Here is a 15,400-nt window from a genome sequence, read left to right on the forward strand (position 1 = left end):
TGAATAGATAAAATAAACAATTATCTAGTTTTAATAGTAGTAACAAGTCGTTTGTTTGTTTTATAGTTTAGTTTCATTTTTTTAAGCCCTTGATTTAATCAAGGGCTTAAATTTTAATGTAACTTGGTATCACAAATAATTATCCAATCTTCTTCCTCAGATAAAGATGGTGGAGCTCCTAAATCTACAACTCCAGTAGCTTTTACTGAAGTAATTGAACCTTTTTGAAGACTGCCTCCATTTCTAGGGTCAAACCATTTTATATCGAAAGTTTTCCCTGAATTCCCTAAATCTAATGTTACTTTATCTGCCTTAGCTTCAACATAAATTGTATAAACTTCATCCACTTTTGCAAAACAATAAGCTATGGCTTCACTTGTAATCAAATCATCTTTAGGTTCCATATCCCAAAATGGAATATAGTTGTTGAAAAACTCTAAAGCATGTTTGTTTTGATCCCAAAATAAATCACGACTTCTAAAATCTTGACACGTTAAATCGGAATTTGGACTTGCGTAACCAAAATACCACTCGACCCCATATCCACCAGCCATAAGTGTTCCATACATGGCTCTACCTCTAGCAAAATTATGTTCTGGGTCTTCATCGTCTGGCAATAATGCAATATTAGCTTTACCTGGTTCATCAACAGCCAAAGCCCATTTTTTTCCTGTAGCATTCGATTTCATTCGCCATTTTAAAACCCTTGGGTGAACATCATCAAATTCTGGATGACTTAGTTGTAAAGAAGCTCCTGTTAATTGTGATTGATTACCAATTAATTCTGCGTATCTATAATCTTGATTTGGAAAGGTATGAATAACTAAATGGGTATTATAAGCATCTAGTTTAGAGACATAGTTTACAACTTTTTTTACTTCCTCTATGGGCTGATTGTTCTCTTCACCTAAATTCCAATTCATTACTAAATGATGTCCAAATCTGGCGATTAACTCTCTGTAGTATAATTTACCCTCTACACCAAAAACACCAAAATCCATTAAATGATCTGTTTCGGTTTCGTGGGTTTTAAAATGCAGAAACATGCCCTTTGTTTCGGCATACTCAAAAATTCGTTCCCATTGGTCTAGTTTTGAAACATCAAATCGAGTTTTATGAAACATAGTTTCCCAAGCTTCCTTATTTTTTTTTACGCTCGCATAGGTTTCATATTCCTCTATTGGGACTTTTAATAAATGCGGAAAAACATTCCTGTCATCTCCATCTACATTAAATGTTAAAAATGAAAATACGTTTAGATCTTCGCTTGCTAAATAATTAATAGCGCCTAATAAGTTTTTACCTTTTGTTTCTTGCCATAAATACGGCGATGCTGTTTCGTCAAAATCTTTCGCATGAGGTTCCCATGTTTTTTTAAAACCTAATGCATTTGTAGAGACATCAAAATCTGCATAGGCTAATAAATTTTCAGGCGCATCCACGCCTAATTTTATAAAATACTTTTGGTTATCGGCAAATTTCAAATAAGATTCTCCAACATACTGTAATTTGCCTTTAACCCTATTATCAATACCTGTTTTATCTGATTCAGTAATCATAAAACTACCTTCTTGACCATCCATAAAACCAGCGCTAGAGGCATTGGTAATATCTTCAGCTATGGCCACATTTTCACCTTCTTTGAAAGAAACTGTATACGTCCATTCCCCAAGAGTGTTTGGAGTAAAACGCACTTGCCAAATACTCCCTGAATCACTACTAGTATTGGCCGCATTACCATTGGCAGCATAAAATCCAGGAATCACAAAAGTTTCTTCCCCATTCTTAAAGGTTACATCTAGACGGTAGTTTAAAAATGGGTTATTATGATCCATTTCACTAGTTAAAGGACCTTCAAAATTTAACGTAACCCTGTGCCATTTTTTTAATTCGCCATCAATTTTCACCTCCTTATAATTTGAACAAGAGGAAAAAATAATTGAAAGATATAGGAGAAGACAAAATTGCTTCATAACTAAATTAAAACGAATTTATTTTTAATTGAATTACATGTTTACCCGGAGATAGTTTGATAGAATCGAAGGCTGATGGGACTTTATCACCATTATGAATTAAATCCTTTCCGTTTAAATTATTTAATGTGAATTCAGCCACCATGTTACCAGGTATTTCAATCTCATACGTTTGAAGTCTGGCACCGTTGTAGGTATATTTTCCTTTTATTGTACCTCTTACTGTTGGCACTTCTATTTCGCTAGATTTTAACTTGCTCATTTGAGGTTTAATCGTTGCTACTCCAAAGCCAGGTGTTTTTGGTTTGATGCCCCATAAACCTCGAGGGATTACATTTGCTGGAACGGCACCCCAGGCGTGGTTCCAATCTAAATTAACCTTATAATCATAATCCCAAGCCTCTAAAGTAATGGTTGAGCCTACTCTAATCATGTTATACCAACTTCTTTTTGCTTTACTTGCTAACAACTCTAAAGCATAGTCAGATTCTCCTGCATTATATAAACCGTCCATTAAAAATTGTGACCCATACACACTACAAGCCATTCCACGAGATTTAACGTGTTTTACAACCGAATTTAAATGCTCCTCTGGTACTAATCCAAAAGCTAAAGGCATCATGTTAGCATGCAAAGAGGCATGGTCTGTTCCTATACCATCTACATAAACACCACGTTCTTTATCAAACATTTGTTCATTAACCGCTTTTTTTGCTTTGGCTGCCCTATATTCAAAATCTAGTGCTTCTTGGGTCTTTCCAAGAAGTTTGGCGAATTCTGCCATAATTTTCATATTCTCATAAAAGAAAGAGTTAATTACCGTACTATAAGGCATAAACACAAATCCATCACGCTCTCCCTTTGTATTGCTTCCAGCGAAACCTGCTCCTGGCCAATCGACAATATCTGTTAAAGGTTTGTCATAACCAGGCTTGAAACCAAGTTTATACATAAACTCCTCAGTTACGTTTGTGGACGTTATTAAACCATCCTCATTAGATAATTCAAAAAGTGTTTTATGTTTTAAAGGCTCGTAATAACGCTCGATAAGTTCGGTATTACCTGTGTACATGTAATCTGCATAAATTAATAAAGCTACATGTTGCTGCCACTCGGTAGGCCATGTAGGATTCTTCATGAAATATTCGATAGTTCGCCTTGCTATAGCATATTCTCTATCGGTTGTATAATGACTTAACTGATTTAAATAAGCATCGGCTTCATAAGGAATACGTTCTCTTTCTCCATCAACATACAAACCATTAAAAGTAGTAGCTTTTATAGAATATTTACATAAATCCCAAACTTGATTTAAAATGTCGTTATCACTTTCAAAGCTACTGGCAGCTTCATCCCAGTAACTAAAATGTGCCAATTGAACAACATCTTCAGCATGTATTGTTTCTTGAGCACCTTCAATTTCAGCATATCTAAAAGGCATTAATACAGGAAATCCTTTTGGCAATGCAATGGCCTTGTTAGGTAATGTATTTCGTTTGTCCGGTACTATCTCAATTTGGTATTTAGTTTTTCCCGGTACCACATTAACAGCCACTTCTTGATAACGAATATTACTTTTAGCAGGCGGTATTCTGTTTACATTTCCTTTATCATCTAACATTTCACCTACTCTTACCTTTATTGTATGTGGTGATTTTGCTTTGTAAAGAAATTCCAATGTTGCAAATGCCGCTTTTCCAAAATCTACAAAATAAAAATCTCCTCTTTTTTCAAATTTTGAAGGTTTTATTTTATCGATAACGAACTTGTTTTCGGTTGAAATAATATAGCTATCACTTTGTCCTGTTGTGAATTTTTGAGGTTGAGAATAATCTACCAATCTATTTTCATCATCCCAAATTCTCACCTTCCAATAGTAGTTTTTTCCTATTTCAAGAGGTTTTCCTTGGTATTCCACATTAGTGGATTCTGAGGAGCGTACCTGGCCACTATCCCAAACATCTCCATTATTAGCGTCGATGCTTGTTTGATTTGATGCTACTAATATTTGGTAAGCTCCTTGATATTTAGCTCCTAATGGTACGGTCCAACCAAATTCTGGTTTTAAATCAAAAACCTTAACATCGGTGTCTGGTTCTCTTATGAGTTCAACAGTTAAATCTTTTGGAGCTGCACGAAATTCATTACTGTTCTTTTTAATTAATTCTTCTAGTTTTGAACGAAGTTTATTTGCTACTTCTTTGTACTTATTATTTCCAATTAAATTTTTTATTTCTTTAGGATCTTTTTCTAAATCATAAAGTTCTTCTATGGTTTTATCGTTAACGTATCTAAAATATTTCCATTTTTTTGTTCGTACACCTTCACTTGGAGGAATATTATCAAAATCCCACAAGTGCTCTATTAAAATGGTATCTCTACCAACGCTTTTGGTTTCTTGTTTTACAACAGGTAATAAGCTTTTACCTTGCCAAGTTTTTGGAGCTTTAATTCCTGCTAAATCTGCAATGGTATATGGCACATCAATATTTAATGCCATATCATAAATATCCTGATGTTTGTTTACCCTTGGATCATAAACTATTAAGGGTACTCTTATTGAGTTATCGTACATGAGCCATTTACCCGCTAATTGTCGTTCTCCTAAAAAATAACCATTATCTCCCATTAAAATGATAACGGTATTTTTGTCTACGCCTTTTTCTTTTAGTTTTTCACGTATTTTTTTGATTTCTAAATCTACTCCAGAAATCATTCTGTAATATCCTTTTAAACTGTGTTGATACTTTTCTGGTGTGTCATAACGCCAGGTCCAACGCAATCTGTTAAAACCTTCTCTAACTGCTTTTGGTTGTGCTAGAAAATATTTTTCATCGGCCAATTGTGGTCCTGGAATGGTTGTGTTATCAAGTAACTTATCGGTCTCTGCTTGCCAAAAATATTGCTCAGGAGCACCATCATGAGCATGAGGTGCACTAAAACTTAGAGATAAACAAAATGGTTTATTGTTTGTCGCATTTTTATCGATAAAATCGATGGCTTGTTGTCCAGTATATCTTGTTAGGTGAACGGTATCATTATCGATTGTTTTATAGTAATATCCCCTTCTATCCTTATAACTATTATTTCTGTCGTACTCATCATATTCATCAAATTGCTTATATAAATCGTCATAACGCACACCATATTTGCCATAAAAACCTGTATAATATCCATTGTTTTTTAATAACAACGGGTAGGAATTGGCCATATAGTCTTCCCGAACGTTTCCTGTTTGAAAATTAAAATTATGTGAACGTTCATGTAATCCTGTTAAAATACTAGCCCTACTTGCTGCACAAATTGGTGTTGTTACTATAGCTGAATGAAAGTAAGTTCCTGAATTTGCTAAATTATCCATTTCTGGTGTTTGCACGTATTTATTTCCAGCGTAACCAATGGCGTCAAAACGTTGGTCGTCGGTAAGGATGAAGATAATATTTGGTTTTTCTTCATTTTTCTTTCCTTGCGCCATAGTGCTGTTTAAGGTAATTATCACACTGCATAGCACTAATAAATATTTGTTTTTAAGCATATTTAATTTTCTTTATTTGTTTAAGAATTGTACAATTTTTAAATATCATCATAGGCTTTAAAATTAAATATGTATTTCTATTATTCTGTCCGGGTCTGTCTCCATATGGTTGTAACTAATTTGGTTATCTTATATGCTAAAATTTAAAAACAGAATAAAAACTTCATTATCAGTATTTTTAAAAAAAATTCAATTAAAAATCTCCTGATGTTCTAGAAATTTAAAAAATAGATTTCCATTTAACTATTTCGTTATTGTACATTGCATCGAGTCCCATCTGTACACATATCGCAGCTTTTGCGCCTGTAATTATATTAGATTCGGGAGATTTATTATTTAAAATAGATTCCTTAAAATCTATAAGTGCTTGCTTACTTGGGTCTAAATGTTTTACATCTATAGGATACCCTTTTTCGGCATCCCAACTAGATGTAGCACCACTCACACCATCGACATCTCCAATAATCTTGTTTTTTTGTCCTTCGGGATAATACCATGCATTTTTTGTGTCGATAACAATAGTACCTTTATCTCCTATAATTTTTATTTGGTAGCCATCTCTAGCATTACTTGTTAAACATGTGAATTTTGCTTTCACACCTTTTGGATAACTGTAAATTAAGTGAACATTATCAAAAGTTTCTCTACCGTCTTTCCAATAATCGACACCACCAACTCCTATAACTTGTTCTGGATTTTCATCGAGTACCCAATTAACAAAATCAATTTGATGTGAGCATAATTCGGCAGTAAGTCCTCCCGAAAATTCTCTATACATCCTCCAATTGATGGCTTTTTCAAATTTAGGGTCAGGAACAGGTCTTCTCCAATTTCCATGTCTATTCCATTGACATTCAAATGCTAAAATTTTTCCTACCTTACCTTGTTTAATTAATTCAACAACATGAGTATATAGTCTTGAACTATGATATTGATGTCCTGTTTGAAAAATGTTTTTAGATTGATTAACTTTATTAACTAATTCACTAATACCATTATAACCTTTAGCTAATGTTTTTTCACAATATACATGTTTACCAGCATCTAGGGCATCAATTGCTATTTGTGAATGTGTGTTAAAAGGTGTTGAAATAATAACAGCGTCAATATCTTTGTTATCTAATAGGTTTCGATAATTTGAAAAACCAATTGGGTTTGAATTAGCTTTGGATAAACCGCTATTTAGCCTAAAAGGCAAATTATCACATACAGCAAGAGTATTTAAATCTTTTATTGAATTAATAATTGATATTAATCCTCCACCACGTTGTCCTGTTCCAATAACACCTATGTTTATAGAATTATTAGAATTTAAGTTAGAAATAACGTTACCGTATAAATAAGCAGAACTAGCAACCCCTAAAGTTGCAGTTGTGGATGTTTTAATAAATGAACGTCTTTTCAAATTTTATAATTTAGGTTCCCATCCGGGTTCATAAGTTCTAGACCAAAGTTTCATGGCTTCTCTATTAAACATAAGGCCTGTTTTATCATCAATATCAAAGCCTTTATTAATTCTGTATGCAATATTGGCATAATGAACCATAGCCATACTTATGCTAGCATCATCAATAGGTGCTGTTAATTTCGATTTACCTCGAATCGTGTCAAATAAATTCTGAACATGTTTTGTTGATGTATCACCTCCACCACCTAAAGCAGTTCCTGCCTCTTTTGATTCAGAATTATATTCTTTAATTAATTTTCCTTTTTGGTCGTATAATAAATATCTGCTTCTATCTATAAACACAGATCCTTCTGTTCCATAAATAATGGTGCCTCTTCCACCTCCATAAGTATTATAACTATTTCTCGATTTTCCGTCCCACTTAATGACTTTATTATCTGCAAATTTAAAGGTAGCCTCCATATCATCATACATTTCCCAACCATCATTTAAAAAATGACGCTTCTCTGCTTCTACATATACGTGTTGAGGAAATTCTACTTGTAAAGCCCATCGTGCTACATCTATTTCATGAGTTCCATTATTACCGGCTTCGGCTGTTCCATATTCCCAACCATACCAATGCCAATTGTAATCCCATGTTTCGGATGTATAACTACGTCTTATTGCCGGTCCTTGCCATAAATTCCAATCTAAACCATCTGGAATTGATGCACTTTTTTGTAAAGGAACTTCACCTCTTCCATTACTGTAAAAAGCTACGGCCTTATATGCTTTACCAATAATACCTTTATGTAATTCATTAATAATTTCAATTGTATGACTGGATGATCTTTGCTGATTGCCCATTTGAACCACTTTATTAAAATGTTTAGAGGCTTTTACCAATTGTTCATTTTCATACATGTTATGACTGCAAGGTTTTTCAACATACACATGTTTACCGGCCTTCATGGCCATTATTGAACCTGGTGTATGCCAATGGTCTGGTGTAGCATTAATTAACACATCTACATTTTTGTCATCTAATACTTTTCTAATATCATTTTCTAACAACGGGTTATAATCTATATGCTCTCTAAACTTCTTTAAACCTTTTAAACGTTGGCTTTCCATAACATCGCACAAGTATACAAGCTTCACATTGCTTTGTTTTAAAGCTATGGGTTGTATAAAAGCTCCCATTCTTCGCCCTAAACCAGCAATAGCTACGTTTAATCGTTCGTTGGAACCTATAATATTATTATAACTTTTTGCTGTCATGGACATAGCCGAACCGCCTACAGTAATAGCGGCACTTGCTAAAGTTGTTTTCTTTATAAAGCTTCGTCTATCTATACTCATATCTGTTTTATTCTTTATTATCTATAGAACGTATTTTAATATTTTTAAATGATACTGGAAAACCGTGTTCCTGTAAAAGTATGTTTCCTTTATCTAACATACCGAAATTAGGCCATTTTGAATATTTACTCTCGGAAACTAATTTTAAAAACTCGGGACTACCTCTCTCAAATTCTAAAATTTTAACGCCATTTAACCAATATTCTACATGGTTGTTTTTTGAAGAAATATATGCTGTGTTCCATTCTCCTATTGGATTAACTGGTTTATTTACATCTGCTGCGATTAAATCGTATACAGACCCCAGTGTTCGACTCCATTCGTGAGAACCTAATTTAGCATCTTCGTGTAATTCATCATCCAAAAGTTGGTATTCTAAACCAATTGACGAGCCTGGTCCTTTATTTATTTCTGTATCTACATAATACTTAATACCACTATTTGCACCTGGGCTTAATTTAAAATCGACACTTAATTCAAAATCACCAAATAATTCTCTAGTGACAATGTCACCTCCGGCTGCCGATTCTAAACCGCCTGTGGTTATAACAGATAGTTCTCCATTTTCAATTTTCCATATACTGTCTGCAGGAAATTGCTCACTTCTAGCTGAACGCCAACCATTAGAGGTTTTTCCATCCCAAAGCATTTTCCAACCCGATTGTTTTTCACTATACGTTAAACTATTTTTTGTAATTATGGGTTCTAATGGAGATTTTGTAGCATATTTTGAAAGATTATCGGTTAGAATCTTTGCATTTCGCCACATAACTTGTTTACCAACTTTTTCTGTATTATTGCCAATGGAATGCACTTGTAATCCAATAAAACCGCTAGATGTTTTTTCGTCGATTAAATAAGATGCTGGCACACCATTTAACCATGTTTTAATGGTATCACCAATCGCTTCAACCCGATAATGATTCCACTCATTTTGTTTGAATGCCTTTTGAGCATTGGGGTTGTTTTCTAGTGTGTTTAACCATTTGCGCCTTCCTTCATCATAAATACCACCACTCCAAGCTCTTTTAGAAGGATCTATTTCTACTTGATAGCCATGTACCCTGCCATTTTGGTAATACGGCAAACTATTACTTCTTATCTGGATTCCAGAATTCATTGTTGAATCTACTTTAAAGTCAATCTCTAAAATAAAATCACTGTATAATTTATTGGTTGTTAAAAAGGTATTTGGCGTATTAGCAACAGTAGTTCCTGTAATAACTCCATTTTCGACTTTATAAGTAGCTTTACCTCCTTTAATATTCCAACCTTCCAGGGTGTTATCAGTTATAAGGTTTATCCAAGGTGTATGGTCTTTATTTTCATTGCAAGAATATAAAAACCCTGCCATTTGAAAATTGATAAAAAATATCGCTATGTATTTTAATTGTTTCACTTAAAAAAGATTTTATTTATGGTTTTACATTAATCGTTTTACTTGTTTGTCTTTTTAATTTAATGTTATTATTTGTTGTTATTTCATTTTATTAGTTTTTACTTTATTTAGAGGTTTTATTAATTGTATTATTTTAAGGGTTGAATAACTATAACATTTTTTAAAGTTGGTAACGTTTTCATTTTTCATTTTTTACAGAAAATAAAAGAAAACTAAAATCATGACTACTAAAAAAAACATTAGCACCACTTCCAAATATTTGGATGTTTTAATTTTCATAACAAAGGTTAATTTAAAAAAATGTAGTTATTAATAATTATGTTATCCCAAATTTATATTTTAAATGGGTTTCAGAAGTACACAATATGGGTTTAAAAATCCTAAAATTTTATATTTTAATAATTTAACAAGTCTTTTTATAAAGAATTATTAGAAATAAGGAATAAATCTGTTACTAATGTAGTTTAATATTCCAAAAACGTTTTAGCGTATTCTGTTGGTGTTTTTCCGTATTTTTTTCGGAAGCACTTGCTGAAATACTTTGGATTTTTAAACCCTACTACATAGCTAATTTGAGAGATATTAATTTTACCTTGCTCTAAAAGTTGAGCGCCTTTTTTTAATCTAATATGCTGAATGAATTCGTTGGGAGTAAAATTAGTCCAAGCTTTTACCTTCTTGAATAATACGGTTCTACTAACACCTAATTCTTCGCAAAAAGAAGGGATATCAAATTGCTCATTACCAATATTTTTTTCAACAATTTGAAGTGCTTTTACATAAAGTTTTTCATCTAGAGACGACAATACAATATCTTCTGTATTTTTTGTGTCTGTAGTGGTCATTCTTTGTTTTAAAAGCGAAATAGAATTCAATATATTCTTAATTCTTAATTTAAATTCGTTAACATCAAATGGTTTACTTATGTAATCATCGGCGCCACTCTCTAAACCTTCTATTTTAAAAATTAAAGATGATCGAGATGTTAATAAAATTAAAGGAATATGGCTTGTTCTTAAATCATTTTTTATGATTGAACACAACTCAGTCCCTGTCATTACAGGCATAATAACATCACTAACAATTATATCTACTTGCTCTTTTAAAGCGATATTAAAACCAATTTGGCCATTTTTAGCTTCTAAGACATTGTAATTTTGCTTTAATAAGTCACGCATAAATTTCCTCAGAGGCTTATTATCTTCTACTAAAAGAATGGTTGGCTTATCTTCTAAAATTATACTTTCTAAAATATCTTCCTCTAGTATTATTGGAGGTTCGGCTTTTTGGTAAACATATTGAGATAAATCGTCACTAAATTTAAAATCTTGAATTATTTCATCATCTTTTAAGTGATCTCGACCTAAAGGAAGTTCTACCGCAAAAATAGATCCTTTATCATTTTCGTTTTCAAATACGTTTATGTTTCCTTTATGTAGTTCAACAATATTTTTAACAATAGATAATCCTATACCTGTACTTTTATTATAATTCTGGTCTGGTTTACGATTTGCTGTTAATTCAAAAAAACGTTCAAAAATCTTATCTCTATATTCTTTTGCAATACCTACGCCAGTATCTTCTACCTGAATTTTTATATTTCCGGGTTCTTCAGTAATTCTAATGGTTATTTTTCCATTTTTTGGGGTAAATCTAAAGGCATTTGAGATAAGATTATAAAATACTCTTTCCAGCTTATATCTGTCATAATAAACAAATATTTCTTCACTGGTTGTATAAAAATTAAAATCGTAATTACCATCATTAGCATATTCAGAAAAAGACAAATAAATTTCTTTTAAAAATTTAACTATGTTTCCTTCGGCTGCTTCTAATTTGATTAAATTATTTTCTAATTTTCTAAAGTCCATTAATCGATTAATAAGTTGTAGCAAATGTTTAGCGTTACTTTCAATAACTTTCAATTTCTTGTACATTATACTACTACCTCTATAATTCTCTAATATTTGATGTAATGGCCCTAAAATTAAAGTGAGGGGTGTTCTAAACTCGTGAGAAATATTTGTAAAAAATTCAAGTTTTGCTTTGTTTATTTCTTTAGCTTGTTCTGCTTGTATTTGTTCAAATTCTAATTGTTGACTAAGTTTCGTTCTTGACTTTAATATATTTAATAAATAATATAAGATGATAAAAATAATCATGCCATATATAAAAAAAGCCCACCAAGTTCGCCATGGCGCTGGACTTACTTTGATATTTAATGTTGTGGGAATCTTATTTGAAACCCCATCATTGTTAATGCCTTTGACTTCAAAAGTATAATTTCCAGGATTCTGAATAGTATAGGACACCGAATTTTGTGCTGTTTCTATCCATTCATCTTCTAATCCCTTTAATCTATATATATAACGATTGGCTATTGAATTAACATAATTAGGTATAGCAAAAGAAATATTAAAATTTCCTTGTTCATGTGAAAGCTTAACATCTTTAGTATATGTAATAGTATTTGATATGATTTTTCTTTTGTCGATTGCTGAAATAGATTTATTTTTAATTTTAAAATCTGTTAAAATAACTTGTGGTGAGTAATTATTTTTTACAAAATTATTTGCATCGAAATAAATAGCGCCAGCTGGTCCACCAAAAAAGAACTTAGAGTCTCCAACACGTAAACTAGCATTATTATTAAATTGATTATTGGCAAGTCCCTGCTTTTGGGTGTAATGAGCTATAATTTTATTGTTTGCTGGATTATAATGAATAATACCCTGATTACTCGTACTAATCCAAAAGTCGCCTTTATTGTTTTCAACTATATCTCGAACTCCTAACAATGAGGTATTTCCAAGCTTTAAATCTACAGGAACAAAATTATTATTAACTAGCTTAAAAAGACCGTCGGCATCTGTCCCAACCCATATGGTTCCTTTGGCATCTTCAAAAATTGTGGTCATAGGGAAACTAGTACTTGATTCCTTATCATAAAAATAACTTTTTATAGTTCCATGAGCATCAATTACATTTAAACCTATATTGGTACTTAGCCAAATATTTTTGTTTGAATCGACTTTTATTGCTCTTATACTGTTTTGAGACAAGCCTGATGATAAACTTGTATCAATTACATTAAATAATTTGTTTTTAACATCGTATTTAATTAGCCCTTTGTCCATGGTACCTATTAACATGGTATCGTTATCATATTGTTTTATTATTAAAACACCTACACCATCAAGCAGCGTTAATAAATCTTTCGGTATTTCTGTGTTTTCAAAACTTTTGGAATTTAAGTTATAAACAGAAAATCCATGTTCAAAAGTTCCTATCCAAAGTTTATCATCATTAGAAATACATAAATTTTTTATATTATCATCTTTAAGTTCTGGGTTATTATCTTTGGTAATATGCTCAAAAGTTTTAGTGTTAGTATTCCAGATTGATATACCTCCACCCTCAGTTCCAAAAAATAATTGTTTTTTGTGTTTTACAATAGAGCTTACAGCTTTATAGTTTAAGCCTGTATTTCCTGGTTTTTGGGTAATATTTATAAAATTAATATTAGATTCATCCCATATGTTAATTCCATCTTGATAGGTACCAACCCAAATTGAGCCTTTTTGATCTTTTAATAAGGTTTTAATAAAGTTATCGCTTATAGATTCACTATCATTAATATCGTGGTGTAATGTTATTAATTTTTTACTTTCATCTGCGATTTGAAGACCATTGTATGTACCTATCCAAAGTTTACCTTTTTCATCTAAAAGTAATTGCCTTACATTTCTATTTTTATCTTTTAAAGTAGCTTCTGTAAAGTATGGTACTAATGTTTCATTTTTTATATTATACTCAAGAACACTTTTAGTTTTAGTGCCAAAAAGCAAACTACCATTGGGACTTTCTATTATATCTTGAACAAAAAGTCCCTCTGTACCTTTAATTGTTTTAAATTGGTAACTATTATTTTCTTTACTAACTAATTGTTTTAAACCATCTCTAGTACCTATATAAACACTACCGTTTGTTGTTTCAAAAATAGTGTGTACTGAATTTGTTAAAAATCCAGATTTAAAAGAATCTGTGTCTTTATAGTATATGGAAAGACCAAAAGGGGTACCTATCCATAACTCCTTGTTAGATAATTCGGTAATAGCCCAAATAGTATTGTGGGCTAACGAATAAACATTACTATAAAATGTTTTGAAAGTATTATTTTTAGGATTGTATCTATTAAGCCCTTTTGTTGTTCCTACCCATATAAAACCATCACTACCTTGCTTAATACAAGTTACATCGTTATTACTTATTGAAGATGGGTTATCTTTCTGATGTCTAAAAACTGTAAATTCAGTGCCATCATATTTATTTAAACCATCACGGGTTGCAATCCAAATTTGCCCTAAATCGTCTTGATGTAAATTAATAACGGAATTTTGTGATAAACCATCTAATGTAGTTATATGAGTAAATTTATATATTTCATTTTGAGTAAACCCTACCCAAACAGAACTAAAAAAAAAGAATATAACAAATAGGCGATGCATCAAAAATGTAATGATTTATATAAGTAAGTGAACAGTAAATATATAAAAGAATTTACTAACGAGCTCAGATTAATTTATTCTGAAACCTTATATATGTTATTACATTTTTTATATCCAGTAAAATATTTTCACTTTACCAGACAAAAAAATAATATTAAATTGATTTTCTATCTATAAAATTAAAAGGTACTTTAACTCTACCTCTGTCTGAATTCAAAATCATTTGTGCTGCAGTTTCACCCATAATCTTAAAATCTGTAGACATAACTGCAATACCCAATAATTTTTTTAACGGTGTATCATTGTATGAAATCACTCCAATATCCTCTCCAAGAATTAGCTCTTTTTCTCTTGTTTGATCTATCAAATTAACCAAGTCAGACTCCTCAATAGTAATAAATAAATCACCTTTTTTAAAAACCATGTCGTCACAAACTTCATTAAGAATCTCAAAATCAATCTGAAATTCGGTACAAAATTTCCTGAAACCATATAAAATTCTTCTTGGGTATGGGTAAACAGATTTCTCTGGATATACTAACATTAGTTTTTTATATTTAGATATCTTCTTAGAACCTTCAATTAATGCTTCATAAATATCATTATCAAATTCCTGATAAACAGCACTTATATCATCATTTAGTGGAGGCATTTTATTATCAAGTAACAATAATTTATTTGCAGGTATTTTGTTAATAGCATCGAGTACCGCATTGGTGAAACTGGCATGTTGAAGTTTATCTGTTTTAAAATGCGGCATTATTACATAATAATCATAAACTAATTTACTATTATTTAAGGTGTTAAGAAACAAAAACTCATCACAATGATAAATTACTAAATCAATTTTCGAATTAAGACCCACCTTATTCAAAAAAGAATTGTAAATCCTCATTTTATAATTACTCATTTTATTTACTAAAAATAAAATATTCAGTTTATGCTTTGGTTCTATATTAGCAACATAATAACCTCTCCTAGGAATTGATTCAATAATATTTCTTTCCTTTAAAATATTATAGGCTTTTTCGACAGTGTCACGAGATAAATAAAAATCTTCGCTAATCATATTTATTGAGGGTAGTTTTGTATTTAATCTAATATTACCATTTGAGATATTATTAATTATAGAATCTACAATTTGCTGGTACATTGGTACCCTTGATTTTTTGTTAATATTGATATAATTTATTAAATCCATTTCCATAACTCTTAAAGATTAAATTCATATAG

Annotated in this window: 7 protein-coding genes; all 7 read right to left on the minus strand. The window is 31.3% G+C overall.

Annotation, left to right across the window (positions count from 1 at the left end; genetic code table 11):
- Nucleotides 1-113 precede the first annotated feature (113 nt).
- Nucleotides 114-1,973 (minus strand): DUF5060 domain-containing protein, encoded by a 1,860-nt coding sequence (locus tag AW14_RS13375; RefSeq protein WP_044639262.1) that lies wholly within the window; start codon nt 1,971-1,973, stop codon nt 114-116.
- Between the two features lie 7 nt (nt 1,974-1,980).
- Nucleotides 1,981-5,508, minus strand: coding sequence for a family 78 glycoside hydrolase catalytic domain (locus AW14_RS13380; protein WP_044639263.1), 3,528 nt, complete (start codon nt 5,506-5,508; stop codon nt 1,981-1,983).
- 220 nt (nt 5,509-5,728) lie between these two features.
- Nucleotides 5,729-6,913, minus strand: coding sequence for a Gfo/Idh/MocA family protein (locus AW14_RS13385; protein WP_044639264.1), 1,185 nt, complete (start codon nt 6,911-6,913; stop codon nt 5,729-5,731).
- Nucleotides 6,914-6,916: 3 nt separating this feature from the next.
- Complete coding sequence (locus AW14_RS13390) at nt 6,917-8,260, minus strand: Gfo/Idh/MocA family protein (RefSeq protein WP_044639265.1); 1,344 nt, start codon at nt 8,258-8,260, stop codon at nt 6,917-6,919.
- 7 nt (nt 8,261-8,267) lie between these two features.
- Nucleotides 8,268-9,614: a 3-keto-disaccharide hydrolase gene (locus AW14_RS13395; RefSeq protein WP_044639266.1), complete on the minus strand. Its 1,347-nt coding sequence runs from the start codon at nt 9,612-9,614 to the stop codon at nt 8,268-8,270.
- Between the two features lie 509 nt (nt 9,615-10,123).
- Nucleotides 10,124-14,167, minus strand: a complete 4,044-nt coding sequence (locus AW14_RS13400) for a two-component regulator propeller domain-containing protein (protein WP_044639267.1) — start codon at nt 14,165-14,167, stop codon at nt 10,124-10,126.
- A 154-nt stretch (nt 14,168-14,321) separates the two neighbouring features.
- Nucleotides 14,322-15,320 (minus strand): GntR family transcriptional regulator, encoded by a 999-nt coding sequence (locus AW14_RS13405; RefSeq protein WP_245617601.1) that lies wholly within the window; start codon nt 15,318-15,320, stop codon nt 14,322-14,324.
- Nucleotides 15,321-15,400 lie beyond the last annotated feature (80 nt).

Source organism: Siansivirga zeaxanthinifaciens CC-SAMT-1 (genome assembly GCF_000941055.1).
Classification (GTDB): domain Bacteria; phylum Bacteroidota; class Bacteroidia; order Flavobacteriales; family Flavobacteriaceae; genus Siansivirga; species Siansivirga zeaxanthinifaciens.

Excerpts from the sequence above, each read along its gene's own strand:
- AW14_RS13405 (WP_245617601.1), bottom strand. The coding sequence starts at position 15,320 with ATGTACCAGCAAATTGTAGATTCTATAATTAATAATATCTCAAATGGT.
- AW14_RS13395 (WP_044639266.1), bottom strand. The coding sequence starts at position 9,614 with ATGGCAGGGTTTTTATATTCTTGCAATGAAAATAAAGACCATACACCT.
- AW14_RS13400 (WP_044639267.1), bottom strand. The coding sequence starts at position 14,167 with ATGCATCGCCTATTTGTTATATTCTTTTTTTTTAGTTCTGTTTGGGTA.
- AW14_RS13390 (WP_044639265.1), bottom strand. The coding sequence starts at position 8,260 with ATGAGTATAGATAGACGAAGCTTTATAAAGAAAACAACTTTAGCAAGT.
- AW14_RS13375 (WP_044639262.1), bottom strand. The coding sequence starts at position 1,973 with ATGAAGCAATTTTGTCTTCTCCTATATCTTTCAATTATTTTTTCCTCT.
- AW14_RS13380 (WP_044639263.1), bottom strand. The coding sequence starts at position 5,508 with ATGCTTAAAAACAAATATTTATTAGTGCTATGCAGTGTGATAATTACC.